The following is a 24670-nucleotide window of genomic DNA, read 5'->3' on the forward strand; positions in this document are numbered from 1 at the left end:
AGCGCCCTGCCCTACGACTTTGGGCCAAGAGCCACGGAATACAAGGGATAGACTGTTCACAATCTACAGAATAAATGTCTACAATTTTTCTTACGGTGCGACCTGCAACATCGCCGGATCGGTCAGCGGCAAAAGCCAGCGCGCCTGTCCAGGCTTCAGCCCGCCACGGCGCGAACGATCCACGACCCAGCCACGAGCCTCGATTTGCTTGCCTTTGAGCTGTTCAAGCGGCGCACCATCGAATTGCCCCAGCAGATTGGGTGCAACCCGCAATACAACTGAATCCTGCAACTCGATCCAAACTCCGCCGCGATTGCGCTGAACCTTGCTCACACGACCACTGAGCACGGCGAAGCCGGACGCGTTGATCTGCTCCGCTTTCAGCACAGGTGACTGGCGCCACAGCCCGAGGCCGGCCTGACGAGCACTGCGTTCCGCCGCCTGCTGGCAGCCGACCAAATCGACGTTCGGCGCTACCGCGACCTGAAAACCGAGACCTTCAGCAAGCATCTGCGCTTCGAGGTTGGCGCCATCGACGCTGTAGACATGGGCCAGGGTGCGGCCGTAATGGTCCTTGCCTTCTTTACCCGGCAGCAAACCGACCCGCCCGTCGCTGGCGGCCACCAGGGCTTCCAGGCGTTTGCGCGCGGCCACGGCGAACGGCTCGTCGGAACGACCCTGCTTGCCCAGCTCCGGCGTGTTCAAACCGATCATGCGCACACTGCGCCCATCGCTCAGTCGCAAGGTGTCGCCATCCACCACCCGCTGCACCGCGATCGGCGTCAGCCCGCTCGGCGCCGGGCAGAAGGCCTGGGCAGCGGAAAGCCAAATCGCAGACATAAAAAAGGCGCCCGCGAGGGACGCCTTTTTCATCAGCATGGAAAAACCGTAACGGCTTCCCAAGTTGATCGGCCTTAGGCCTTTTTCGCGCCGAAAGCACCGAAACGGTCTGCGAAACGCTGAACGCGGCCGCCAGTGTCCAGAGTCTTTTGCTTACCGGTGTAGAACGGGTGGCATTCGTTGCAAACGTCGATCGCCAGGGCTTTGCCGTAGGTCGAACGGGTTTCGAACTTGTTGCCGCAGCTGCAGGTAACAGCAACTGCTGGGTATTCTGGATGGATATCAGCTTTCATGGTGTCTTCCTCAGGCTAGCGTGCCGCCACCCAACACTATTGTTGAATACCGCACGTAATTAGGCCGCGGATTCTACCAGACCTTTGCAAACACGCAAGCTGTCGTGGGTGCCCTCCATCAGGAAAGACTGTTCAATGTTGACGGCGTCTTTTAACGCCATGCTGCGTTGCTACTCCTCCCCATAGCGCGCTATGAGTCGTCGTAGCGCCTTGCCTGGCATTAAAATCCACTCGTCAACACTTGAACGTTTTCCTGATGGAGGACACAAATCCGACCGTCTGCTAGGCTCCCGGCCTTCGTCATCGCTCCCCTATCGAGAAAACAATCGCGTGCCCAACGCCATTCTGCGCCTCGCCCTGCCTTCGCCCCTGCGCCGCCTGTTCGACTATCGCGCCCCGGCCGGAGTCCTGCGCGCCCAGTTACACCCGGGCATGCGTTTGCGGGTGCCGTTCGGCCGGCGGGAGATGATCGGGATTCTGGTGGAGATCACCGACCACAGCGAAGTCCCGACAGAAAAACTCAAACCGGCGCTGGCCCTGCTCGATGCGGTACCGCCGCTGCCACCCGCGCTGTTCAAGCTGTGCCTGTGGACGTCCCAGTATTATCAGCACAGCCTCGGCGACACATTGAGCTGGGCGCTGCCGGTGTTGCTGCGTCAGGGTGAGCTGGCCGAAGCCCGTCAGGAGCGGTTCTGGTCCGCCGCGCCCGGCGCCAGCCTCGATGACCCGCGCATCGCCCGCGCCCCGCGGCAGCGCGAAGCCCTGGCGACCCTGGCGCAACATCCCCACGGCGTCGCCCATCAGTTGCTGAGCAAACTGATGCTGAGCAAGGACAGCCTCGATCTGTTGCTGGCCAAGGATCTGGTGCAGGTAGACATCCGCAGGCACGCGCCCGGCGCTCGCCACGAACACTGGCTGGCACAACCGGAATTGCCGCTCAACCCGGAGCAGCGCGCCGCTTATGAAGCGATTCGCGCCGGGTTCGACAGTTATCATGCGTTCCTGCTGGCCGGCGTCACCGGCAGCGGCAAGACCGAAGTCTATTTGCAACTGATCCGCGAAACCCTTGAGGCCGGCAAGCAAGCCCTGGTGTTGATCCCGGAGATCAACCTCGGCCCGCAAACCCTGGCGCGCTTCGAACAGCGCTTCAATGCACGCATCGCACTGATCCACTCCGCCGTCAACGACCGCGAGCGCCTGGACGCCTGGCTGGCCGCGCGGGATGGCGAAGCCGACATTATTATCGGCACCCGTTCGGCGCTGTTCACGCCGATGAAGAACCCCGGCCTGATCATCATCGATGAAGAGCACGACGGCTCTTATAAACAGCAGGAAGGCTTGCGCTACCACGCCCGCGATCTGGCGCTGGTTCGCGCCCGGCAGGAAAACATCCCGATTGTCCTCGGCTCCGCCACGCCTTCTCTGGAAAGCCTGCAAAACGCCTACACCGGTCGTTACGGCCTGCTGCGCCTGAATGAGCGCGCCGGCGGCGCCAAGCAACCGCGTTTCCTGCGCCTGGACGTGAAAAGTCGTCCACTGGACAGCGGCATTTCCGGGCCGATGCAGCAAGCCATCGGTCAGACCCTGGCCGCCGGCCAGCAGGTGCTGGTGTTCCTCAATCGCCGAGGGTTCGCCCCGACGCTGCTCTGCCACGATTGCGGCTGGATGTCCGAATGCCAGCGTTGCGACGCGCGAATGACCGTGCACCAGCGCTCGGGCGAATTGCGCTGCCATCATTGTGGCTACGTCGAGCGCGTGCCTCGACATTGCCCAAAGTGCGGCAAGGTCGATTTGCGGCCCGTGGGCGCCGGCACCGAGCGTGCCGAGGAACGCCTGGGGATTCTATTTCCGGACGTCCCGGTGCTGCGAGTCGACCGCGACAGTACTTCACGCAAAGACGCGATGAATCAGCTGTTCGCGACCATCCAGAAAGGCCAGCCGTGCATTCTGGTCGGCACACAGATGCTTGCCAAAGGGCACCACTTTCCTCGGGTGACACTGGTGTCGATTCTCGATGCCGACGGCGGGTTGTTCTCCGGCGACTTCCGCGCCAGCGAGCGCATGGCGCAGTTGATCGTCCAGGTCGCCGGACGCGCGGGCCGCGCCGAAGAGCCGGGCAAAGTGATCATCCAGACGCACCTGGCGGACCACCCGCTGCTGGTGCAACTGACCGAGCAGGGCTATTTCGCCTTTGCCGAACAGGCATTGAGCGAACGCCGCTCCGCCGGGTTGCCGCCATTTGCGCATCTCGCGCTGCTGCGGGCCGAAGCGCACAAACCGGGGCAGGCCGAAGGGTTCCTCGATGAAGCGTGCAGCGAGGCCGAGCGACTGCTGGCCGAACAGCATCTGACCGGTATCGAGTTGCTGGGGCCGGTTCCGGCACCGATGGAGCGCCGGGCCGGGCGCTATCGCGCACAGTTATTGCTGCAAGCCACGGCCCGGGCGCCGCTGCATCGATTGTTGAGCAGTTGGTTGCTGGCTTTGGAGCAGATGCCCAGTGGGCGGGCAGTGCGTTGGTCTTTGGATGTCGATCCGGTCGATTTGTATTGATTTCAAAATCGCCATCGCGGGCAGACCTCGCTCCTACAACGGATCTTGCTGATCCGCACACTGCCTCTGGAGCGAGGCTTGCCCGCGAAGGCGGCCGATTTGTCACCACATATCCATAACCTGCCCGCTATAGTTGGCAAGCCCGTCTTCGCAACGGATAATGCCCAGTTTTTCCACCAGCGCACTGAAGCGCCGCCGCGCCTGCGGTCGAAAGAGAAGACCATGAAAGACACCATTCGCCAGCTGATCCAACAAGCCATCACCCAACTCGTCAACGAAGGTGTGTTGCCTGAAGGCCTGTCGCCGGCGATCCAGGTGGAAAACTCCCGTGACAAGACCCACGGCGACTTCGCCAGCAACATCGCGATGATGCTGGCCAAACCGGCCGGCATGAAGCCCCGTGACCTGGCCGAGAAAATCATCGCCGCGCTGCCGGCTGACGAAAACGTCTCCAAAGCCGAAATTGCCGGTCCTGGCTTCCTGAACTTCTTCCAGAACACCCAAGCCCTGGCGACCCGCCTGGACGCGGCCCTGGCCGACGACCACATCGGCGTACGCAAGGCCGGCCCGGTGCAGCGCACCGTGGTTGACCTGTCGGCACCGAACCTGGCCAAAGAGATGCACGTCGGCCACTTGCGCTCGACCATCATCGGCGACGGCGTGGCCCGGGTGCTGGAGTTCCTCGGCGACACCGTGATCCGTCAGAACCATGTCGGCGACTGGGGCACCCAGTTCGGCATGCTGATGGCTTATCTGCAGGAAAACCCGATCACCAGCGACGAGCTATCGGACCTGGAAAACTTCTACCGCGCCGCCAAGCAGCGCTTCGACGAGTCCGAAGAGTTCGCCGACCGCGCCCGTGGCCTGGTGGTCAAGCTGCAAGCCGGCGACCCGGACTGCCTGGCGCTGTGGACCAAGTTCAAGGACATCTCGCTGTCCCACTGCCAGAAAATCTACGAACTGCTGAACGTCAAACTGACCATGGCCGACGTGATGGGTGAAAGCGCCTACAACGACGACCTGATCAACGTGGTCAACGACCTCAAGGCCAAAGGCATGCTGGTCGAGAGCAACGGCGCCCAGTGCGTGTTCCTCGACGAGTTCAAGAACGCCGAGGGCGAACCGCTGCCAGTGATCATCGTCAAGGCCGATGGCGGCTACCTCTATGCCACCACCGACCTGGCGGCCGTGCGCTACCGCAGCGGCGTGCTGAAAGCCGATCGCGCGCTGTACTTCGTTGACCAGCGCCAGGCCCTGCACTTCCAGCAGGTGTTCCAGGTCGCGCGTCAGGCCGGCTTCGTGACCCATCCGATGGAAATGGAACACATGGGCTTCGGCACCATGAACGGCGCCGATGGCCGCCCGTTCAAAACCCGTGACGGCGGCACCGTGAAGCTGATCGACCTGCTGACCGAAGCTCAGGAACGCGCCTACACGCTGGTGAAGGAGAAGAACCCGGAGTTGGCCGAAGACGAGCTGCGCAACATCGCCAAGGTCGTGGGCATTGGCGCGGTGAAGTACGCCGACCTGTCCAAGCACCGCACCAGCGACTACAGCTTCAACTTCGACCTGATGCTGAACTTCGAAGGCAACACCGCACCGTACCTGCTGTACGCCTACACCCGAGTGGCCGGCGTGTTCCGCAAGCTCGGCAAGGATTTCAGCGAAGTCGAAGGGCAAATCGTCCTCGAAGCGCCGCACGAACATGAGCTGGCGGCGAAACTGGCGCAGTTCGGCGAAATCCTGAATAACGTGTCCGACAAAGGCACGCCGCACATTCTCTGCACCTACCTTTACGATGTTGCCGGCCTGTTCTCCAGTTTCTACGAGAACTGCCCGATCCTCGGCGCCGACACCCCGGCGCAAATGCAGAGCCGTCTGCGCCTTGCTGCGTTGACCGGCCGCACTCTCAAGCAAGGCCTGGAACTCTTGGGTCTGGAAACTCTGGAGCGTATGTAAGTTGGCTGCCAAGAAAAAACCTGCACCCAAGCGTGGCGCCAGCCGTTACCAAGCCCCTGCAAAGCAACCGATCCCGGGCTGGCTGTGGATGGCCATCGGCCTGACGGTCGGCGCGTTCATTGTGTTCCTGATGAAGCTGGAGCCGGGCAAGGGCAGTGACAGCGTCAAGCGCGAGAAGGTCGAGCAGCAACAGAAAGCCACCAAGATCGCCGAGGCCAACAAGACCCCGCCGAGCCCGACGCAACCGGTGAAGCCGAAGTACGACTTCTACACCTTGCTGCCGGAGTCGGAAGTGATCGTGCCGCCGGATGCAGTACCTGAGAAAACCCTGCCGACACCACAAGTGCCGGCCATTCCGACCACGCCGGTGACGCCTGCGGAAGCAGCGAAGATCGACACCGCCCGGGCTCAGGCGGCATTGGCCGGCATCACTCCGCCGCCAGCGCCACCGGTGGCTAAAGCGGCGCCGGTGACCAAGTTCTTCCTGCAGGCCGGTTCGTTCCGCAAGCAAGCCGATGCCGACAAGGTTCGGGCGCAGATCATCCTGCTGGGTCAGGCCGTGGCGGTTGAATCCGGCACAGTGAAGGACGAGACCTGGTACCGGGTGCTGGTCGGCCCGTTCAGCAACCGTGAACAACTGACCACCGCCCAGAAACAATTGGCGGGCAGTGGCTTCAGTAACCTGTTGTTACAACAACGCCAGAGCCGCTGATCCCACTTTACAGTCAGAAGCAATCTGCTTTTGTGGCGAGGGAGCTTGCTCCCGCTGGAGCGCGAAGCGCTCCCAACCCAGCCATTGCGGTATGCCAGACAAGCCGCGATGCCCGGATTTACGACTGCTTCGCAGCCGAACGGGGGCAAGCCCCCTCGCCACAGGGATTCACTTGCACCCGCCTTCGCAAATGACACACCGCTCGTCCCCCGCCGCGTCCTACAGTTGAAAAACGCTCCACCACCCCCATATGAGTTGGCATAAGGCATTTTCGCCCCGCTGCGTGGAGACTCTCCCTTGACCACCATCGTTTCAGTTCGCCGCCACGGCAAAGTCGTCATGGGCGGCGACGGCCAGGTTTCGCTCGGCAATACCGTGATGAAAGGCAACGCGAAGAAAGTTCGCCGCCTGTACCACGGTCAGGTTATCGCCGGTTTTGCCGGGGCTACCGCTGACGCCTTCACCCTCTTCGAGCGCTTCGAAGGCCAACTCGAAAAACATCAGGGCCACCTGGTTCGCGCCGCTGTCGAACTCGCCAAAGAATGGCGCACTGACCGCTCCCTCAGCCGCCTCGAAGCCATGCTCGCGGTCGCCAACAAAGACGCCTCCCTGATCATCACCGGCAACGGTGACGTGGTTGAGCCTGAAGAAGGCCTGATCGCCATGGGTTCCGGCGGCGGCTACGCCCAGGCTGCGGCCAGCGCGCTGTTGAAAAAGACCGACCTGTCGGCCCGGGAAATCGTCGAAACCGCTTTGGGCATCGCTGGCGACATTTGCGTGTTCACCAACCACAACATCACCATCGAGGAGCAGGATCTCGCTGAGTAAGCCTGTCTTGGCCTAGCGCCACGGCTCACTTTTGCTTGAGGACCGCCAATTACTATGCCCATGACCCCCCGTGAAATCGTCCACGAACTCAATCGCCATATCATCGGCCAGGACGATGCCAAACGCGCCGTCGCCATTGCCTTACGCAACCGCTGGCGCCGGATGCAGCTGCCCGAAGAGCTGCGCGTCGAAGTCACCCCCAAGAACATTCTGATGATCGGCCCGACCGGCGTCGGTAAAACCGAGATCGCCCGTCGCCTGGCCAAACTCGCCAACGCTCCGTTCATCAAAGTCGAAGCGACCAAATTCACCGAAGTGGGCTATGTCGGCCGCGACGTCGAATCGATCATTCGTGATCTGGCGGACGCGGCGATCAAGCTGCTGCGCGAACAGGAAATGACCAAGGTTCGCCACCGCGCCGAAGACGCCGCCGAAGAGCGCATCCTCGACGCCTTGCTGCCACCGGCACGCATGGGCTTCAGCAACGAAGACGCAGCCCCGGCCCAGGACTCCAACACCCGCCAGCTGTTCCGCAAACGCCTGCGTGAAGGTCAGCTGGACGACAAGGAGATCGAAATCGAAGTCGCCGAAATCACCGGCGTCGATATCTCCGCGCCACCGGGCATGGAAGAAATGACCAACCAGTTGCAGAGCCTGTTCGCCAACATGGGCAAGGGCAAGCGCAAGAGCCGCAAGCTCAAGGTCAAGGAAGCGCTGAAACTGGTTCGCGACGAAGAAGCCGGTCGCCTGGTCAACGAAGAAGAGTTGAAGGCCAAGGCGCTGGAAGCTGTCGAACAGCACGGCATCGTGTTCATCGACGAAATCGACAAGGTCGCCAAGCGCGGCAATACCGGTGGCGTCGACGTATCCCGTGAAGGCGTACAGCGCGACTTGCTGCCGCTGATCGAAGGCTGCACCGTCAACACCAAACTGGGCATGGTCAAGACCGACCACATCCTGTTCATCGCCTCCGGTGCGTTCCACCTGAGCAAGCCGAGCGATCTGGTGCCGGAACTGCAAGGTCGCCTGCCGATTCGGGTCGAACTCAAGGCCCTGAGCCCGGAAGATTTCGAACGCATTCTTAGCGAACCGCATGCATCACTCACCGAGCAGTATTGCGCGCTGCTGAAAACCGAAGGGCTGCTCATCGAGTTCCAGCCGGACGGTATCAAGCGTATTGCCGAGATTGCCTGGCAGGTCAACGAGAAGACCGAGAACATCGGCGCACGTCGCCTGCACACCTTGCTGGAGCGTCTGCTTGAAGAGGTGTCGTTCAGTGCCGGCGATCTGGCCAGCACCCATGACGAAAAGGCGATCCTGATCGATGCCGATTACGTCAACAGCCACTTGGGCGAATTGGCACAGAACGAAGACCTGTCCCGTTATATCCTGTAGGTCACCTACTCTCCTGTGAGAACGTGAACCCAGCAGGAGCTGCCGTAGACTGCGGCAGCTCCTGCACAACGTTCCACATAGACGGACGACCTGCCATGACCCAACTCCCCACCGACATCAAACTGCACAAAGCCTCGAAAACCCTGACGCTCAAATACGCGTCCGGCGAGGAGTATCACCTGCCCGCAGAATTCCTTCGCGTGCACTCTCCTTCCGCCGAGGTCCAGGGCCACGGCAAACCTATCCTGCAATTTGGCAAGATCGGCGTAGGCCTGAGCAAGGTCGAACCAGCCGGTCAGTACGCACTGAAATTGACCTTCGACGACGGCCACGACAGCGGCCTGTTCACCTGGGAATATCTGTACCAGTTGGCGGTGCGCCAAGAGGATCTGTGGAACGATTATCTTGCCGAACTCAAAGCGGCTGGAAAGACCCGTGATCCGAACGAGTCAGTCGTCAAGCTGATGCTCTAGGTCAGGCCTCGAGGTATTTAGAGGGCATTTTCTAATTCCATCTGTTTGAATGCTTGGCTGCCGGGTCAACGATTGGCCCGCTTGCGAAAAAAATTAAACTCGGGTAACCAATGGAGCTGGCAAGTTCCGTGCAGTGCTCTCTGAACTGAAAAGCAGCTATGCAATCAACGGTCACCCGAGCAGTAGTACCTGGCGCATTGTGTGACTACACAGCTGGGCTCAGGTACTCGCCTCAGGACAATGGAGCGTCGTAGATGAGTAACAAGCAAAACGATGACCTGAAATTCCAGGCTTCAGAAAATACCTTGGGACTGAATCCTGTTGTTGGGCTGCGTAGAAAGGATCTACTGGGCTCTGCCCGAATGGTGCTGACCCAGGCCATCAGACAACCCATCCACAGTGCCAGGCACGTCGCCCATTTCGGCATCGAACTCAAGAACGTGCTGTTCGGAAAATCCGAGCTTCAACCGCAAAGCGACGACCGCCGTTTCCTCGACCCGGCCTGGAGCCAGAACCCTCTCTACAAACGTTATTTGCAAACTTATCTGGCGTGGCGCAAGGAGCTCCACACCTGGATCGATAAGAGCAATCTCTCGCCCAAGGACGTCGCTCGCGGGCATTTCGTGATCAACCTCATGACCGAAGCCATGGCCCCGACCAACACGGCAGCCAACCCGGCGGCGGTAAAACGCTTCTTCGAAACCGGCGGCAAAAGCCTGCTTGACGGTCTCTCCCATCTGGCCAAAGATCTGATCCACAACGGCGGGATGCCGAGCCAGGTCAACATGGGCGCGTTTGAAGTCGGCAAGAGTCTGGGCGTGACCGAAGGCGCGGTAGTCTTTCGCAACGACGTGCTGGAGCTGATCCAGTACAAGCCGATCACCGAGCAAGTGCATGAACGCCCACTGCTGGTGGTGCCGCCGCAAATCAACAAGTTCTATGTTTTCGACCTCAGCCCGGACAAGAGCCTGGCGCGCTTCTGCCTGCGCAACAACGTGCAGACGTTCATCGTCAGCTGGCGCAACCCGACCAAGGAGCAACGCGAGTGGGGTCTGTCGACCTACATCGAAGCACTCAAGGAAGCAGTCGATGTAGTCACCGCGATCACCGGCAGCAAAGACGTGAACATGCTCGGCGCCTGCTCCGGTGGTATCACCTGCACTGCCCTGCTGGGTCACTACGCAGCGATCGGCGAGAAGAAAGTGAACGCCCTGACTCTGCTGGTCAGCGTGCTCGACACCACCCTCGACAGCGACGTGGCCCTGTTCGTCGACGAGCAGACCCTCGAAGCCGCCAAGCGCCATTCCTACCAGGCCGGTGTGCTGGAAGGTCGCGACATGGCGAAAGTCTTCGCCTGGATGCGCCCCAACGACTTGATCTGGAACTACTGGGTCAACAACTACCTGTTAGGCAACGAGCCACCGGTATTCGACATTCTGTTCTGGAACAACGACACCACTCGCCTGCCGGCCGCTTTCCACGGCGACCTGATCGAGATGTTCAAAAACAACCCACTGATCCGCCCCAACGCACTGGAAGTGTGCGGCACGCCGATCGACCTCAAACAGGTCGATGCCGACATCTTTTCCCTGGCCGGCACCAACGATCACATCACCCCGTGGAAGTCCTGCTACAAGTCGGCACAACTGTTCGGTGGCAAGGTCGAGTTCGTGCTGTCCAGCAGCGGGCATATCCAGAGCATTCTGAACCCGCCGGGCAATCCGAAAGCACGCTACATGACCAGCACCGACATGCCGGTCAAGGCCGAGGACTGGATGGAAAACTCCACCAAGCACACCGACTCCTGGTGGCTGCATTGGCAGGCGTGGCAGGCCGAACGCTCGGGCAAACTGAAGAAGTCCCCCGCCAACCTTGGCAACAAGGCCTATCCCGCGGGCGAGGCGTCGCCAGGCACGTATGTGCACGAACGTTGAGCTTCAAACAACTCGCAGTCCGCGGCACTGGGAAGTGCCGCGATTGTCATTAATCAGCCTCGAGGCCAGCCTCGAATATTCTGCGACGGCCCGGGATGGCCCAATCAGCGTTTAAAACCTACAGGGCTTCGTGCATGCCGCAACCGTTCATATTCCGTACCGTCAACCTGGATGGGCAGACCCTCCGCACCGCGGTACGCCCCGGCAAGCCTCACTTGACGCCCTTGCTGGTTTTCAATGGCATCGGTGCCAACCTGGAGCTGATATTTCCGTTCGTCCAGGCGCTGGATCCGGACCTGGAAGTCATCGCCTTCGACGTACCCGGTGTCGGCGGCTCATCGACGCCCAGCCGGCCGTATCGCTTTTCGGGCCTGGCGAAACTGACGGCGCGAATGCTCGACTATCTCGATTACGGGCAGGTCAATGTGATCGGCGTGTCATGGGGGGGCGCCCTGGCGCAGCAATTTGCCTATGACTATCCCGAGCGCTGCAAGAAGCTGGTGCTGGCAGCCACGGCGGCCGGCACAGTGATGGTGCCTGGCAAACCGAAAGTGCTATGGATGATGGCCAGCCCACGACGCTACATCCAGCCGTCCCATGTGATTCGCATCGCACCGATGATCTATGGCGGCTCGTTCCGTCGCGATCCGACCCTGGCGGCCAGTCACGCCGCGCGGGTTCGCTCGGCAGGCAAACTGGGCTACTACTGGCAACTGTTCGCCGGCTTCGGCTGGACCAGCATTCACTGGCTGCACAAGATCCACCAGCCGACCCTGGTGCTGGCGGGCGACGACGACCCACTGATCCCGCTGATCAATATGCGCATGCTGGCCTGGCGAATTCCCAATGCCCAACTGCACATCATTGACGACGGGCATCTGTTCTTGATTACCCGGGCCGAAGCGGTGGCACCGATCATCATGAAGTTTCTCGAAGAGGAACGTCAGCGCGCAGTGATGCATCCGCATCCGGCGCCATCGGGCAGTTGACCTGCCCCGGATTTGGTTCAGGAAAAGTGCGTCGACAGGACGTCGTACCGCGCAACAATCCGCAACAACGTCTATGGTGATTTGTTCGGTGAGTTTGTTTTTGGCCTGATGACGAAGGAGTGTTGACTCATGCGCGACAAACCAGCGAAGGGCTCCTTGCCCACTCCCGCTGCATTCATCAACGCACAGAGTGCGGTGACCGGTCTGCGCGGCCGGGACCTGCTTTCGACCTTGCGCAGCCTGGCCACCCATGGCCTGCGCAACCCGGTGTACACGGCCCGGCATGCCTTGAAGCTGGGCGGCCAGCTTGGCCGCGTGTTGTTGGGTGAGACCCTGCACCCGATCAATCCGCAAGACAATCGCTTTGCCGACCCGGCGTGGAGCCTCAACCCTTTTTATCGCCGCAGCTTGCAGGCCTACCTGAGTTGGCAGAAGGAGGTCAAAAACTGGATCGACGAGAGCAACCTGAGCCCGGACGATCGCGCCCGCGCCCACTTTGCGTTTGCCTTGATCAACGACGCCGTGGCGCCGTCCAACACCCTGCTCAATCCGCTGGCGGTCAAGGAGATCTTCAACTCTGGCGGTCACAGCCTGGTGCGGGGTATCGGCCATCTGCTCGACGACCTGCTGCACAACGACGGCTTGCCCAGACAGGTCACCAAACAAGCATTCGAGGTAGGCAAGACAGTCGCCACCACCACCGGCTCCGTGGTGTTTCGCAATGAGCTGCTGGAACTGATCCAGTACAAGCCAATGAGCGAAAAACAGTATTCCAAGCCATTGCTGATCGTGCCGCCACAGATCAACAAGTTCTACATTTTCGACTTGAGCCCCAGTAACAGCTTCGTCCAGTTCGCCCTTAAAAACGGCTTGCAGACCTTCGTGATCAGCTGGCGCAATCCTGATGTGCGTCACCGCGAATGGGGGCTGTCGTCTTACGTCGAAGCCACCGAAGAAGCGATGAATGTGTGCCGGGCGATCACCGGTTCCCGCGATGTCAACCTGATGGGTGCCTGCGCCGGCGGGCTGACCATCGCCGCGCTGCAAGGGCACTTGCAGGCCAAGCGGCAGCTGCGGCGGGTGTCCAGCGCGACCTATCTGGTGAGCCTGCTCGACAGTCAGATAGAAAGCCCGGCCACCCTCTTCGTCGACGAACAAACGCTGGAAGCGGCCAAGCGCCGCTCATATCAGAAGGGCGTTCTGGAAGGTCGCGATATGGCCAGGGTTTTTGCCTGGATGCGCCCCAACGATTTGATCTGGAATTACTTCGTCAATAACTACCTGCTGGGCAAGGAGCCACCGGCGTTCGACATCCTCTACTGGAACAATGACAACACGCGCCTGCCGGCAGCGTTTCATGGCGACCTGCTGGACTTCTTCAAGCACAACCCGCTGAGTCATCCGGGCGGGCTGGAAGTGTGCGGCACTCCGATCGACCTGCAGAAAGTCACCGTCGACAGTTTCAGCGTGGCCGGCATGAACGATCACATCACCCCGTGGGATGCGGTGTATCGCTCGACCTTGCTGCTGGGTGGCGAGCGGCGCTTCGTGCTGTCGAGCAGCGGTCATGTGCAGAGCATTCTCAACCCGCCGCACAACTCGAAAGCCAACTACGTCGAGAACCCGAAACTGAGCAGCGACCCGCGGGCCTGGTATTACGACGCCAAACGCGTCGACGGCAGTTGGTGGACACAATGGCTGAGCTGGATTCAGGAACGCTCCGGCACTCAACACGAAACCCTGATGACCCTTGGCAACCAGAACTATCCACCGATGGAGGCGGCGCCCGGTACTTACGTGCGCGTGCGCTGACGTTCAATGAACCACGGCCGCCAATGGCCGTGGCCTGACTCGACCATTAAGAAGACTGGATGAAAACCCGCGACCGGATTCTCGAATGTGCCCTGCAGTTGTTCAATCAGAAGGGCGAACCGAACGTGTCCACCATGGAGGTGGCCAACGAAATGGGCATCAGCCCCGGCAACCTCTACTACCACTTCCACGGCAAGGAGCCGCTGATCCTGGGGCTGTTCGAACGCTTCCAGACCGAACTGACGCCCTTGCTCGATCCACCGTCCGATGTGGAATTGGCACCCGAAGATTACTGGCTGTTCCTGCACCTGATCGTCGAACGCCTGGCCCAATACCGGTTTCTGTTCCAGGACTTGTCGAACCTTGCCGGCCGCCTGCCGAAACTGGCCAAGGGGATACGCAACTTGCTCAATGCGTTGAAGCGCACACTGGCTTCATTGCTGGCGCAGTTGAAGGCTCAGGGGCAGTTGGTCAGCGACACCCAGGCGCTGGGGCAACTGGTGGAACAAATCACCATGACATTGCTGTTCTCGCTGGACTATCAGCGGATTCTCGACCGTGAAGGTGAAGTACGACTGGTGGTGTACCAGATCATGATGCTGGTGGCGCCGCACTTGTTGCCGCCGGTCAAAGTCGCGACCGAGCGGTTGGCGTTGCAGTACCTCGAAGAGCACGACTGACCCGGTGGGTCTTCGATGGTTTCTGGAATCCATGCACAAACAAAAACGCCCGACCTTTGCAGGCCGGGCGTTTTTTTGCGTCCTGGAAATCAGGACTGACTGGTTGGCGCCGATGGAGTCGGTGCGATAGTCGGGGTTACAGCAGGGGTCGGCGCAGCGGCAGAGTTCGCCGGACTGACCGGGGTTGCCGGTTTGGCGGCAGCCACTGCTGGTTTCGGAGCGGCCGCTTTCGGGGCGGCTGGTTTTTTCACTGCTGGCTTCTTCGCCGCAGCGGGTTTGGCCGCTGCGGTTTTAGCTGCAGGTTTAGCCGCTGGTTTAGCCGCTGGTTTTGCAGCAGCTTTTGCAGCGGGTTTAGCAGCGGGTTTAGCGGCCGCTTTGGCTGCAGGTTTCGCAGCAGCAGTTTTGGCTGCCGGCTTGGCGGCAGGTTTCGCTGCGGCCTTGGCCAATGGTTTGGCCGCGCTTTTAGCTGCCGGTTTGGCCGCCGCGGTTTTCGCCGCAACAGGCGCAACCTTGGCACCGGTGAGTTTTTCGATTTGCTTGGTCAGGGTATCGACCTTGCTGTGCAGTGCCTTGACTTCATTGCGGCTCGGTACACCCAGGCGCGAAATGGCGCTGTTCAGGCGCTTGTCGAAAGCCCCTTCCAGCTCATCCCACTTGCCCAGTGCGCGATCTTTCACGCCGCTGATGCGCGACTTGGCCGACGAAGCGGAGTCCTTGGCAGCATCGACAGTCTTGCCGACCGCGCTCTTGGTGAGCTTCTCGGCTTTCTCGCCGTCCTTAACCAATGCATCGAAGAGTTTGCTGCCGTCAGTATCAATCTTCGAGTACACGCCTAAACCAGCCAGCCAGATCTTGCGGGAGTAGTCTTCGACCTTCCCGATCCACGAGCTGCTTTCTTTTTCAGTATTCTTTTTGCCAGCCATCCCGTTCTCCTTAAGATTTACGCGCGACACGTTCGAGCAATGCTGTCAGCTCATCGAGCTTAGCAGAGAGTGTCTCCACGTCATGTTTAGACGGAATGCCGATACGATTCAAGGCACTTGCGATACGCGTATCGAAAGCCTTCTCGACTTTGTCGAGTTGAAGTTCGACTTTGCCTTTGAAAGTACTCACTTCACTCTTGGCTTCATCGATCTCGGCATTAGCCGCTTCAAGTTTCTCAGCAACTACTTTTTTGCCTTTCTTTTCAACAGCTTGACCAGCCTTGATCAACTCTTGAACGTACTCGCTACCCTCTTGACCGACCTTGGTGTAAGCACCCAGGCCCGCCAGCCAGATCTTGCGGGCATACGATCTGACGTCGTTCAGAGTGTTGGTCTCAACGTCGACTTTTTTCTTCACAATAACTTTGGCCATGGTCCACCTCACGCGCAGAAGGGTTGAGGAACTGCCCGCGAAAGTGTCGGGCTCAGGCACAAAGTAGGGAGAAAAATTAGAAACGGCACCCTAACAAATGACACAAATCGGTGGTGCCTCCGGGAAAAGATCTCAGTCTTCGGCAGCGCCTGCAGATGTACACATTTCAATGCAGGAGCTGTCGAAGGCTGCGATCTTTGGGGAATCACGCGAGGGCTTTGTCGAGGGCCCTTTCGATTTCCGATTTGATGGTGCCGCTCATGGCGGACATCAACAGCCCCAGTTCGACATCGACCCTGATCGAATCCTCGCCCACATGCACCGCCCCTTTCACACCGGAGCGCTTGAGGTTCAGCGTGTCGCCAGACCACTGCGGCTCCAGGCCATATTGATCGGACAGTTTCTGCGCCAACTTGTCGGCCTTCTCGCGGGCCGCTTCCTTACCCAGGCCATGGGCACGCTCAACACTAATATGGGCCATCGAATGACTCCTGCTTTATGGACACTTCCTGAAGCATCTTGACCGTTACTGCGTCAAAACGTCCCGGTTTCTCTCTATCTTACCTTCAGCCTTGCCAAGACAAAGCAAGCCACCGGGATTAGAATGTCGCGCATTCTCTTTTGGTGACAGCGATATGACTGATCAGCGCAAAGGCAGCGATGCCGAACCCACCACTCACTTCGGCTTCAAAAACGTTCCGGAAAGCCAGAAAGCGGAAAAAGTCGCTGAGGTTTTCCACTCGGTAGCCGCCAAGTACGACCTGATGAACGACCTCCTGTCGGGCGGCATGCACCGTCTGTGGAAGCGTTTCGCGATCGAACTGTCGGGCGTGCGTGCCGGTAACCGCGTGCTGGACATCGCCGGCGGCACTGGCGACCTGACCAAAAAGTTTTCGCATCTTGTGGGACCGACTGGTCAGGTAGTGTTGGCCGACATCAACGAATCCATGCTCAAGGTCGGTCGTGACCGCCTGCTGGATCTGGGTGTGTCCGGCAACGTCGAATTCGTCCAGGCCGACGCTGAAAAGCTGCCGTTCCCGGACAACCACTTCGACTGCGTGACCATCGCTTTCGGCCTGCGCAACGTGACGCATAAAGAAGACGCCCTGCGCTCGATGCTGCGCGTGCTCAAGCCCGGCGGTCGCCTGCTGGTGCTGGAGTTCTCCAAACCCACCAACGCACTGATGTCCAAAGCCTACGATGCCTATTCGTTCGCCTTCATGCCGTTGATGGGCAAGCTGATCACCAATGATTCGGAAAGCTATCGCTACCTGGCCGAATCGATCCGCATGCACCCGAATCAGGAAACCCTGAAGTCGATGATGGTCGAGGCCGGTTTCGACCGCGTGACCTACCACAACATGACCGCAGGCATCGTCGCCCTGCACCGTGGCATCAAACCCTGATGTTGCTGGCCGGCCTGCTCGCCAGCGTTGAACTCGGTCTGAACCGGGTGCTGCGTCTCGACAGCACGGCGCTGCCGCGGCTGGCGCATTTGAGTGGCAAGGTGATTGCCGTCGACTGCCGCAGCCCGGCGTTGCAATTGTTCATCCTGCCCAGCGATGAAGGCCTGATGCTGGCGTCCCACTGGGAAACCGGTGCCGACTGCACCTTGCGCGCACCGGCCTCAAGCCTGCTGAAACTGGCGACGAGCAAAGACAAGACGTCGGTGCTGCATGCCCCGGAAGTCGAACTCGACGGCGACAGCGGCGTGCTGCTGGAACTGGCGGTGGTCCTTCAGGACCTGGAGCTGGACTGGGAGTATGAACTCTCGCGCTGGCTGGGGCCTGTGGCCACGCAACTGGTCGGAGGTCATCTGCGCAGCCGCGCACGCTGGTATCAGCAAGGGTTCGCCAGCCTCAACCAGAACCTGGGCGAATACCTGGCCGAAGAATCGCGCACCCTGGTCGGTCAGCGCGAAGCGGAAGCCCGTTTCAGTGAACTGGACCAGATCAAACTCGATCTGGAACGTCTCGAGGCGCGTTTCGAGCGCCTTTCCCGATCCCTCGACCCAAGCGATAACGCATGAAGCTGCTTGCCGTCCGCCGTTTGTTGCGCATCCAGCGCGTCGTGATCCGCTACCGCCTCGATGACCTGCTGTTCGCCCTGCCATTGCCCTGGTTTCTGCTGGCGCTGCGCTATGCCTTGCCGTGGCGCTGGTTCCCGCGCAAGCCCCTGGACCTGAGCCGTGGCGCACGATTGCGCCTGGCGTTGCAGGACCTTGGGCCGATTTTCATCAAGTTCGGCCAGATCCTTTCGACACGCCGCGACCTGCTACCCGAAGACATCGCCGATGAGTTGATGATGTTGCAGGACCGCGTGCCGCCGTTCGACTCACAAGTGTCGGTCCGGCTGATCGAAGAGCAGCTCGGCAAAAAGATCAGTGAAGTCTTCTCTCGTTTCGACGTCGAACCGCTGGCCTCGGCCTCGGTGGCGCAGGTGCATGCCGCGCAGCTGAAAACCGGTGAAGAAGTGGTGGTCAAGGTGATCCGCCCGGGCCTCAAACCGGTGATTGCCCAGGACCTGGCATGGCTGTTCATTCTGGCCCGCGCCGCGGAAAAACTCTCGGCCGACGCCCGTCTGCTACACCCGGTGGACGTGGTCAGTGATTACGAAAAAACCATCTACGACGAACTCGATCTGCTGCGTGAGGCCGCCAACGCCAGCCAGTTGAAGCGCAACTTCGACGGTTCGCCCCTACTGTATGTGCCGCAAGTCTATTGGGACTGGTGCCGACCGAAAGTGCTGGTGATGGAGCGCATCTACGGGATTCAGGTCACCGACCTCGCGACCCTGGCCGACCAGCGCACCGACATGAAAATGCTCGCCGAGCGTGGCGTGGAGATCTTCTTCACCCAGGTATTCCGCGACAGTTTCTTCCACGCCGACATGCACCCTGGCAACATTTTCGTCAGCACCGTGCAGCCTTGGAGCCCACAGTACATCGCCATCGACTGCGGCATCGTCGGCAGCCTGACCCCGGAAGACCAGGACTATCTGGCGCGCAACCTGTTCGCGTTCTTCAAGCGTGACTACCGGCGTGTCGCGCAATTGCACATCGACTCGGGCTGGGTGCCGGCGGAAACCAAACTCAACGAATTCGAAGCGGCAATCCGCACGGTGTGCGAACCGATCTTCGAAAAACCTTTAAAAGATATTTCCTTTGGTCAGGTGCTGATGCGCCTGTTCCAGACCGCTCGACGCTTCAACATGGAAGTGCAGCCGCAGTTGGTCTTGCTGCAAAAAACCCTGTTGAACATCGAAGGCCTGGGTCGTCAGTTGTACCCGGACCTTGATCTGTGGAACACCGCCCAGCCGTTCCTCGAACGCTGGATGCGCGAGCGCGTCAGCCCCAAAGCCTTGCTGGGCAACGTGCAGAGCCAGTTCGAGCAGCTCCCGCACCTGGCCAACATGGCCCGCGACCTGCTTGAGCGCATGTCCCAACCCCACGCCAACGACCCGCCGCCTCCGTGGCACCGGCGCAAGGACGACGTGTTCCTGCGCCTGCTCGGTACCGCTCATCTGGCGGGTGGCACGATACTCGCCGCCGGTGGCCCGTTACACGAACTGGGGCATTGGCCCGCCGGAATCATGGTGGCGATCGGCTTGTATCTGGTCGTTCGCCGATAGCCAGTTGGATCATCGGCTGGCACACTGTTTGAACGCTGAATTTGAACATTGGCCTCAACTATTGAAGTAGAGCCCGCTGTCGGAGTCGAAGATGAAAAACTGGCTGGACGAGATCAAGTGGGACGCCGATGGACTGGTGCCGGCGATTGCCCAGGATCACAAGACCGGACGCGTCCTGATGATGGCCTGGATGAACCGCGAAGCACTGCAATTGACCGCCGCCGAGAACCGTGCCATTTACTGGTCACGTTCCCGTGGCAAGCTGTGGCGCAAGGGCGAAGAGTCCGGCCACGTGCAAACCCTGCATGAGATGCGCCTGGACTGTGACGCTGACGTGATCATCCTGATGGTCGAGCAGATCGGCGACATCGCCTGCCATACCGGCCGTCAGAGCTGCTTCTACCGCGTCTTCGAGAACGGCGACTGGAAAATCGTCGACCCGGTTCTGAAAGACCCGCACGCCATCTACTCCGCAGGACATACCCATGAGTGACACTTTGACCCGTCTGGCCCAGGTGCTGGAAGAGCGCAAAGGCGCAGCCGCCGACAGCTCGTACGTCGCCAGCCTGTACCACAAGGGCTTGAACAAGATTCTGGAAAAGGTCGGTGAAGAGTCGGTCGAAACCATCATTGCCGCCAAGGATGCCGCCATCAGCGGTGACTGCAGCGATGTGATCTACGAGACCGCCGACCTGTGGTTCCACAGCATGGTCATGCTCGCCCAGTTGGGGCAACATCCACAGGCTGTGCTCGATGAACTGGACCGTCGCTTCGGTCTGTCCGGACACGCCGAGAAAGCCTCGCGCCCGTCCGCCTGAACAATTATTAGAGAGGAACGCAACATGGGCATTTTTGACTGGAAACACTGGATCGTCATCCTGGTTGTCGTGGTGCTGGTGTTCGGCACCAAGAAACTGAAAAACCTCGGCACTGACGTCGGCGAGTCGATCAAGGGCTTTCGCAAGGCCATGAACGACGAAGAGAAACCGGCCGACCCGACTGCGACTCCGGCCCAACCGGTTCCACCGACCCAGCCACAGGCCACAACGTCTGTGAACCCGCCGCACACCATCGACGTGCAGGCGCAAAAAGTCGAAGAGCCGATCCGCAAAGACTCGTGAGCACTGACTAATGTTTGGTATCAGCTTCTCTGAACTGCTGCTCGTCGGCCTCGTCGCCCTGCTGGTGCTAGGCCCCGAGCGCCTGCCGGGTGCTGCGCGCACCGCTGGCCTGTGGGTCGGGCGGCTGAAGCGCAGCTTCAACGCGATCAAACAGGAAGTTGAACGTGAAATCGGTGCCGACGAGATTCGCCGGCAACTGCACAACGAGCACATTCTGTCCCTGGAGCAGGAGGCGCGGAAGATTTTCACGCCGACCCAGCAGGAGCCAACGCCGGTGGAACCTGTGGCGACGCCGACGATTCATGCGCCAACAGCTGAAGTCACACCGGCGGTTGCAGCTGCTGAACCTGCGCCTGCCAGCCCAGTAGAACCTGTTGCTCCTGCCGCTGCGCCGACAACCCCGGCGCCTCACGACACCACTTTGCCGCCGCGAGCCCCATGAGCGATCTCCCCGAAAACGACCAGCACATGCCACTGGTCTCGCACCTCACCGAGTTGCGCACCCGTCTGCTGCGCTGTGTAGCGGCGATCTTCATAATCTTCGCCGGGCTGTTCGCCTTCACCCAGCAGATCTACACCTTCGTCTCCACGCCGCTGCGCCAGTACCTGCCGGCCGGCGCGACGATGATCGCCACCGACGTGTCGTCGCCATTCCTGACGCCGCTGAAGCTGACCATGATGGTCTCGCTGTTCCTGGCAATCCCGGTGATCCTGCATCAGATCTGGGGTTTCATCGCGCCAGGCCTGTACAAGCATGAGAAGCGCATCGCCGTGCCGTTGCTGGTCTCCAGCATCCTGCTGTTCTACACCGGCATGGCCTTCGCCTATTTCCTGGTGTTCCCGCTGATCTTCAAGTTCTTCGCCGCTGCCACCCCGGCCGGCGTGGAAATGATGACCGACATCACCAGCTACCTCGATTTCGTCATGACACTGTTCTTCGCCTTCGGCGTGGCGTTCGAGATCCCGGTGGCCGTGGTGCTGCTGGTGTGGATCGGCGTGGTCAACGTCGCCTACCTGAAGAAAATCCGCCCGTACGTGGTCATCGGCTGCTTCGTGGTCGGCATGATCCTGACGCCGCCGGACATCTTCTCGCAGACGCTGTTGGCCGTACCAATGTGGTTGCTGTTCGAGATCGGCGTCCTGTTCGGCGGCCTGATCAGCAAGCGCGGCGAGCACCCGGACGAAAAACCGGCTGACGATCACAACGACCAGCCGCCAGCGACCCAAGCGTGAACCTGCTGCTCCTCGAGGAGGCCGATTTCATTGCGGCCGACCGGGCGATCCTGCGCGATCGCCGCTTGACCCATATGCAGGAAGTCCACCGCTGTGAAGTGGGTGACAGCATGCGCGTCGGGCGTATCGGCGGGCTGATGGGGGCCGCCGAAGTGCTGCGCCTGGACGCCGACGAAGCGGAGTTGCGCGTCACCCTCGACCAGCCGCCGCCAGCCAAGCTGCCACTGACCCTGGTGCTGGCCCTGCCACGCCCGAAAATGCTCCGCAGGGTGTTCCAGACCGTGGCCGCCATGGGTGTGCCGCGAATCGTTCTGGTAAACAGCTATCGCGTCGAGAAGAGCTTCTGGCAAACCCCGTTCCTCGAACCTGAGGCGATTCGCGAGCAATTGATCCTGGGGCTTGAACAAGCCCGGGACAGCGTGCTGCCGGAAGTCGTCATCGAAAAGCGCTTCAAACCTTTTGTCGAAGATCGCCTGCCAGCAATCACTGAAGGCACTCTCGGCCTGGTCGGTCATCCCGGCAATTACCCGCCCTGCCCCCGTGGCCTGGACGAACCCGTGACCCTGGCCATCGGCCCCGAAGGCGGCTGGATTCCTTACGAAATCGACCTGCTGGCCAAGGCCGGCCTGCAACCGGTGCAGCTCGGCGAGCGCATCCTGCGGGTCGAAACAGCGGTCACTGCACTGCTCTCGCGTTTGTTCTGACCCAGACACTTACCCTTGCCACAGGTGTTTGCTCACCTACAGGTTCCAGCCTGCCTGCCGATACAGTCCCCATAAATCCGAATAATGGTCCGAGGGGAGTTGCAGCATGTACCGTTGGCTAGCCGAGAAACTGGGGAACGTAAGCGTCAATCGCAAACTGGGTGTCGGCTTCGGTCTGGTGCTGCTTCTCACCTTGTTGATCACCTTCACCGGCTGGACCGGCCTGAGCGGTGTGATCAGCCGTGGCGACACGCTCGGGTTTATTTCCAGCCTCAATGAGCTGACCAAAGACCTGCGCCTCGCCCGTCTGGACTACGACATGCGCCGTGGCGAACAAGGACCGGGCGCCGTCAACGAGCTGATCGGCAAAATCGATGCTGGCCTGAAAACCGCCCGCACACTGATCGAACAACCTGACGACGTGGCATTGATCGACCAGCAAGTGGCCGCCATCAGCGAGTACAAACGCGCCTTCGCCGACCTGACCCAGGCCACCGTCGCTCGCGAAGATGCTCGCAGCAAACTGGGCGCCACCGCCGATAACGCCGTGGCCCGCGTCGCTGAAGTCGAAAAATCCATGCTGCAGGGCGACAGCGTCGCTCAATTCAACAGCGTGATCGAACTGAGCAAGCTGATCCAGCAGGCGCGCTTCCAGGTCCGCGGCTACACCTACAGCGGCAAGCCCGAGGCCGAGCAACCAGCGCTGGACGCCATCGACAACGCCCTGAAAAACCTCGAAAGCCTGCCGTCCAAACTACCGGAGCAACACATCGCCAACCTGCAACAGGCGACCGACTCGCTCAAAGCCTATCGCGCGGCTGTCAGCCAGTTCCGCGACTCCCAGGTCGCCAGCGCTGCTGCCTTCAAACGCATGAGCGCCCAGGGCGACATACTGTTCGACGTCAGCAAAAAGCTCACCACCTCGCAAACCGCCGTGCGTGACGCCGATACTGCGCATGCCAAGAATCTGCTGCTGATGGCCACCGTCCTGGCGTCGGCCTTTGGCCTGTTCGCGGCCTGGGCCATCACCCGGCAGATCGTCATTCCCCTGAGCCAGACCCTGAAAGTGGCCGAGCGTGTCGCCGCGGGCGACCTGAGCCACAACCTGATTTCCGAACGCCAGGACGAACTGGGCCAGCTACAGCGCGCCATGCAGAGCATGACCCTGGGCCTGCGGGAACTGATCGGCGGCATCAGCGACGGTGTGACCCAAATCGCCAGCGCCGCTGAAGAACTGTCTGCCGTTACCGAGCAGACCAGCGCCGGGGTCAACAGCCAGAAGGTTGAAACCGATCAAGTGGCCACCGCCATGCACGAAATGACCGCCACCGTGCAGGAAGTCGCGCGTAACGCCGAGGAAGCATCAGAAGCAGCCGTCGCCGCCGACCAGCAGGCCCGCGAGGGTGACAGGGTGGTCGGCGAAGCCATCGCCCAGATCGAGCGCCTGGCCCTCGAAGTCGGCAACTCCACTGCCGCCATGGGCGACCTGAAGCGCGAAAGCGACAAGATCGGCAGCGTGCTCGACGTGATCAAGTCCGTGGCCCAGCAAACCAACCTGCTGGCGCTCAACGCCGCCATCGAAGCCGCTCGCGCCGGTGAAGCCGGGCGTGGCTTTGCGGTGGTCGCCGACGAAGTCCGCAGCCTGGCCCAGCGTACCCAGAAGTCCACTGAAGAAATCGAAGAGCTGATCGTTGGCCTGCAAACCGGCACTCAGCAAGTCGCGACCATCATGGACAACAGCCGCAGCCTGACCGACAGCAGCGTCGAACTGACCCGCCGTGCCGGTGGCTCACTGGAAAGCATCACCCGCACCGTGTCGGCGATCCAGTCGATGAACCAGCAGATCGCCGCTGCCGCCGAACAACAGAGCGCGGTGGCCGAAGAGATCAACCGCAGCGTGCTGAATGTGCGTGACGTATCCGAGCAGACCTCGGCCGCCAGTGAAGAGACCGCGGCCTCCAGCGTGGAACTGGCGCGGCTGGGGACGCATCTGCAGATGCTGGTGGGCAGATTCAAGGTTTGAGCGTTCGCTTAAGACCGAGGTGAAGCCATTCGCGGGCAAGCCTCGCTCCTACGGGGGAATTCCTGTAGATACTCTGTTCACGGTCAAGCTTTTAGTAGATGTTTTTCGCTGAAAAGCTTGGCCGTATCGAAATCCTCT

25 protein-coding genes are annotated in these 24670 nt (G+C 60.5%); 20 read left to right on the top strand and 5 right to left on the bottom strand.

Features of this window, described 5'->3' with window-relative positions; all coding sequences use genetic code 11:
• Positions 1 to 90 precede the first annotated feature (90 nt).
• Both AC1RL4_RS20735 and rpmE read right to left on the bottom strand, forming a co-directional pair.
• Positions 91 to 879, bottom strand: coding sequence for a thermonuclease family protein (locus tag AC1RL4_RS20735; RefSeq protein WP_230175600.1), 789 nt, complete (start codon positions 877 to 879; stop codon positions 91 to 93).
• A gap of 35 nt (positions 880 to 914) precedes the next feature.
• Entirely contained in the window at positions 915 to 1133 is a 219-nt protein-coding gene (gene rpmE, locus AC1RL4_RS20740) for a 50S ribosomal protein L31 (RefSeq protein WP_018929146.1), read from the bottom strand.
• Positions 1134 to 1463: 330 nt separating this feature from the next.
• On the opposite strand from rpmE, the gene AC1RL4_RS20745 reads away from it, so the two are divergent.
• The 10 genes from AC1RL4_RS20745 to AC1RL4_RS20790 all read left to right on the top strand — a co-directional run bounded on the left by AC1RL4_RS20745 (position 1464) and on the right by AC1RL4_RS20790 (position 14465).
• Positions 1464 to 3683, top strand: coding sequence for a primosomal protein N' (locus tag AC1RL4_RS20745; RefSeq protein ID WP_007936815.1), 2220 nt, complete (start codon positions 1464 to 1466; stop codon positions 3681 to 3683).
• A 222-nt stretch (positions 3684 to 3905) separates the two neighbouring features.
• Positions 3906 to 5642, top strand: a complete 1737-nt coding sequence (gene argS / locus AC1RL4_RS20750; protein WP_064615921.1) for an arginine--tRNA ligase — start codon at positions 3906 to 3908, stop codon at positions 5640 to 5642.
• A 1-nt stretch (position 5643) separates the two neighbouring features.
• The gene (locus AC1RL4_RS20755) at positions 5644 to 6354 is read left to right on the top strand and encodes an SPOR domain-containing protein (protein WP_028939616.1); all 711 of its coding nucleotides are present in this window, start codon (positions 5644 to 5646) and stop codon (positions 6352 to 6354) included.
• Positions 6355 to 6651: 297 nt separating this feature from the next.
• Positions 6652 to 7182: an ATP-dependent protease subunit HslV gene (hslV, locus tag AC1RL4_RS20760; protein ID WP_007936812.1), complete on the top strand. Its 531-nt coding sequence runs from the start codon at positions 6652 to 6654 to the stop codon at positions 7180 to 7182.
• 54 nt (positions 7183 to 7236) lie between these two features.
• Entirely contained in the window at positions 7237 to 8577 is a 1341-nt protein-coding gene (gene hslU, locus AC1RL4_RS20765; RefSeq protein WP_019581849.1) for an ATP-dependent protease ATPase subunit HslU, read from the top strand.
• Positions 8578 to 8672: 95 nt separating this feature from the next.
• Positions 8673 to 9050 carry a gamma-butyrobetaine hydroxylase family protein gene (locus AC1RL4_RS20770; RefSeq protein ID WP_019581848.1) on the top strand — a complete coding sequence of 126 codons (378 nt, stop codon included), beginning with the start codon at positions 8673 to 8675 and terminating at the stop codon, positions 9048 to 9050.
• Between the two features lie 254 nt (positions 9051 to 9304).
• Positions 9305 to 10984: a class II poly(R)-hydroxyalkanoic acid synthase gene (gene phaC, locus AC1RL4_RS20775; protein ID WP_007936808.1), complete on the top strand. Its 1680-nt coding sequence runs from the start codon at positions 9305 to 9307 to the stop codon at positions 10982 to 10984.
• A 134-nt stretch (positions 10985 to 11118) separates the two neighbouring features.
• Positions 11119 to 11973, top strand: coding sequence for a poly(3-hydroxyalkanoate) depolymerase (gene phaZ, locus AC1RL4_RS20780; RefSeq protein WP_019581847.1), 855 nt, complete (start codon positions 11119 to 11121; stop codon positions 11971 to 11973).
• A 129-nt stretch (positions 11974 to 12102) separates the two neighbouring features.
• A complete protein-coding gene (gene phaC, locus AC1RL4_RS20785; protein ID WP_019581846.1) occupies positions 12103 to 13785 on the top strand; it encodes a class II poly(R)-hydroxyalkanoic acid synthase in 1683 nt (560 codons plus the stop codon).
• Positions 13786 to 13844: 59 nt separating this feature from the next.
• Positions 13845 to 14465, top strand: a complete 621-nt coding sequence (locus AC1RL4_RS20790) for a TetR/AcrR family transcriptional regulator (RefSeq protein WP_019581845.1) — start codon at positions 13845 to 13847, stop codon at positions 14463 to 14465.
• Positions 14466 to 14554: 89 nt separating this feature from the next.
• Here the strand turns inward: AC1RL4_RS20790 and AC1RL4_RS20795 are convergent, their stop codons facing one another.
• The 3 genes from AC1RL4_RS20795 to AC1RL4_RS20805 all read right to left on the bottom strand — a co-directional run bounded on the left by AC1RL4_RS20795 (position 14555) and on the right by AC1RL4_RS20805 (position 16302).
• A complete protein-coding gene (locus AC1RL4_RS20795) occupies positions 14555 to 15388 on the bottom strand; it encodes a phasin family protein (protein WP_019581844.1) in 834 nt (277 codons plus the stop codon).
• A 10-nt stretch (positions 15389 to 15398) separates the two neighbouring features.
• Positions 15399 to 15821, bottom strand: coding sequence for a phasin family protein (locus AC1RL4_RS20800; RefSeq protein WP_019650791.1), 423 nt, complete (start codon positions 15819 to 15821; stop codon positions 15399 to 15401).
• 205 nt (positions 15822 to 16026) lie between these two features.
• Complete coding sequence (locus tag AC1RL4_RS20805; RefSeq protein WP_018929158.1) at positions 16027 to 16302, bottom strand: polyhydroxyalkanoic acid system family protein; 276 nt, start codon at positions 16300 to 16302, stop codon at positions 16027 to 16029.
• A gap of 154 nt (positions 16303 to 16456) precedes the next feature.
• Here AC1RL4_RS20805 and ubiE point away from each other — a divergent pair, with 154 nt between their 5' ends.
• The 10 genes from ubiE (at position 16457) to AC1RL4_RS20855 (ending at position 24532) form a co-directional block, all read left to right on the top strand.
• The gene (gene ubiE / locus AC1RL4_RS20810) at positions 16457 to 17227 is read left to right on the top strand and encodes a bifunctional demethylmenaquinone methyltransferase/2-methoxy-6-polyprenyl-1,4-benzoquinol methylase UbiE (protein ID WP_007936800.1); all 771 of its coding nucleotides are present in this window, start codon (positions 16457 to 16459) and stop codon (positions 17225 to 17227) included.
• Positions 17227 to 17850, top strand: coding sequence for a ubiquinone biosynthesis accessory factor UbiJ (locus AC1RL4_RS20815; protein WP_096481371.1), 624 nt, complete (start codon positions 17227 to 17229; stop codon positions 17848 to 17850). The genes ubiE and AC1RL4_RS20815 overlap by 1 nt, the downstream gene beginning before the upstream one ends.
• The gene (gene ubiB / locus AC1RL4_RS20820) at positions 17847 to 19451 is read left to right on the top strand and encodes a ubiquinone biosynthesis regulatory protein kinase UbiB (RefSeq protein ID WP_018929160.1); all 1605 of its coding nucleotides are present in this window, start codon (positions 17847 to 17849) and stop codon (positions 19449 to 19451) included. Before AC1RL4_RS20815 ends, ubiB begins: the two co-directional genes overlap by 4 nt.
• A gap of 91 nt (positions 19452 to 19542) precedes the next feature.
• Entirely contained in the window at positions 19543 to 19944 is a 402-nt protein-coding gene (hisI, locus tag AC1RL4_RS20825) for a phosphoribosyl-AMP cyclohydrolase (protein WP_019581839.1), read from the top strand.
• Positions 19937 to 20269 (top strand): phosphoribosyl-ATP diphosphatase, encoded by a 333-nt coding sequence (locus tag AC1RL4_RS20830; protein ID WP_007899279.1) that lies wholly within the window; start codon positions 19937 to 19939, stop codon positions 20267 to 20269. Before hisI ends, AC1RL4_RS20830 begins: the two co-directional genes overlap by 8 nt.
• 24 nt (positions 20270 to 20293) lie before the next feature.
• On the top strand, positions 20294 to 20572 hold the full coding sequence (locus AC1RL4_RS20835; RefSeq protein ID WP_018929163.1) for a twin-arginine translocase TatA/TatE family subunit: 279 nt from the start codon (positions 20294 to 20296) through the stop codon (positions 20570 to 20572).
• 10 nt (positions 20573 to 20582) lie between these two features.
• Positions 20583 to 21014 carry a Sec-independent protein translocase protein TatB gene (gene tatB / locus AC1RL4_RS20840; RefSeq protein WP_028939612.1) on the top strand — a complete coding sequence of 144 codons (432 nt, stop codon included), beginning with the start codon at positions 20583 to 20585 and terminating at the stop codon, positions 21012 to 21014.
• The gene (tatC, locus tag AC1RL4_RS20845; protein ID WP_019581837.1) at positions 21011 to 21805 is read left to right on the top strand and encodes a twin-arginine translocase subunit TatC; all 795 of its coding nucleotides are present in this window, start codon (positions 21011 to 21013) and stop codon (positions 21803 to 21805) included. The genes tatB and tatC overlap by 4 nt, the downstream gene beginning before the upstream one ends.
• On the top strand, positions 21802 to 22509 hold the full coding sequence (locus AC1RL4_RS20850; RefSeq protein WP_018929166.1) for a 16S rRNA (uracil(1498)-N(3))-methyltransferase: 708 nt from the start codon (positions 21802 to 21804) through the stop codon (positions 22507 to 22509). The genes tatC and AC1RL4_RS20850 overlap by 4 nt, the downstream gene beginning before the upstream one ends.
• A gap of 106 nt (positions 22510 to 22615) precedes the next feature.
• Positions 22616 to 24532, top strand: coding sequence for a methyl-accepting chemotaxis protein (locus tag AC1RL4_RS20855; RefSeq protein ID WP_230173941.1), 1917 nt, complete (start codon positions 22616 to 22618; stop codon positions 24530 to 24532).
• Positions 24533 to 24670: the final 138 nt, after the last annotated feature.

It is taken from the genome of Pseudomonas sp. GW822-FHT07A10 (genome assembly GCF_058798795.1).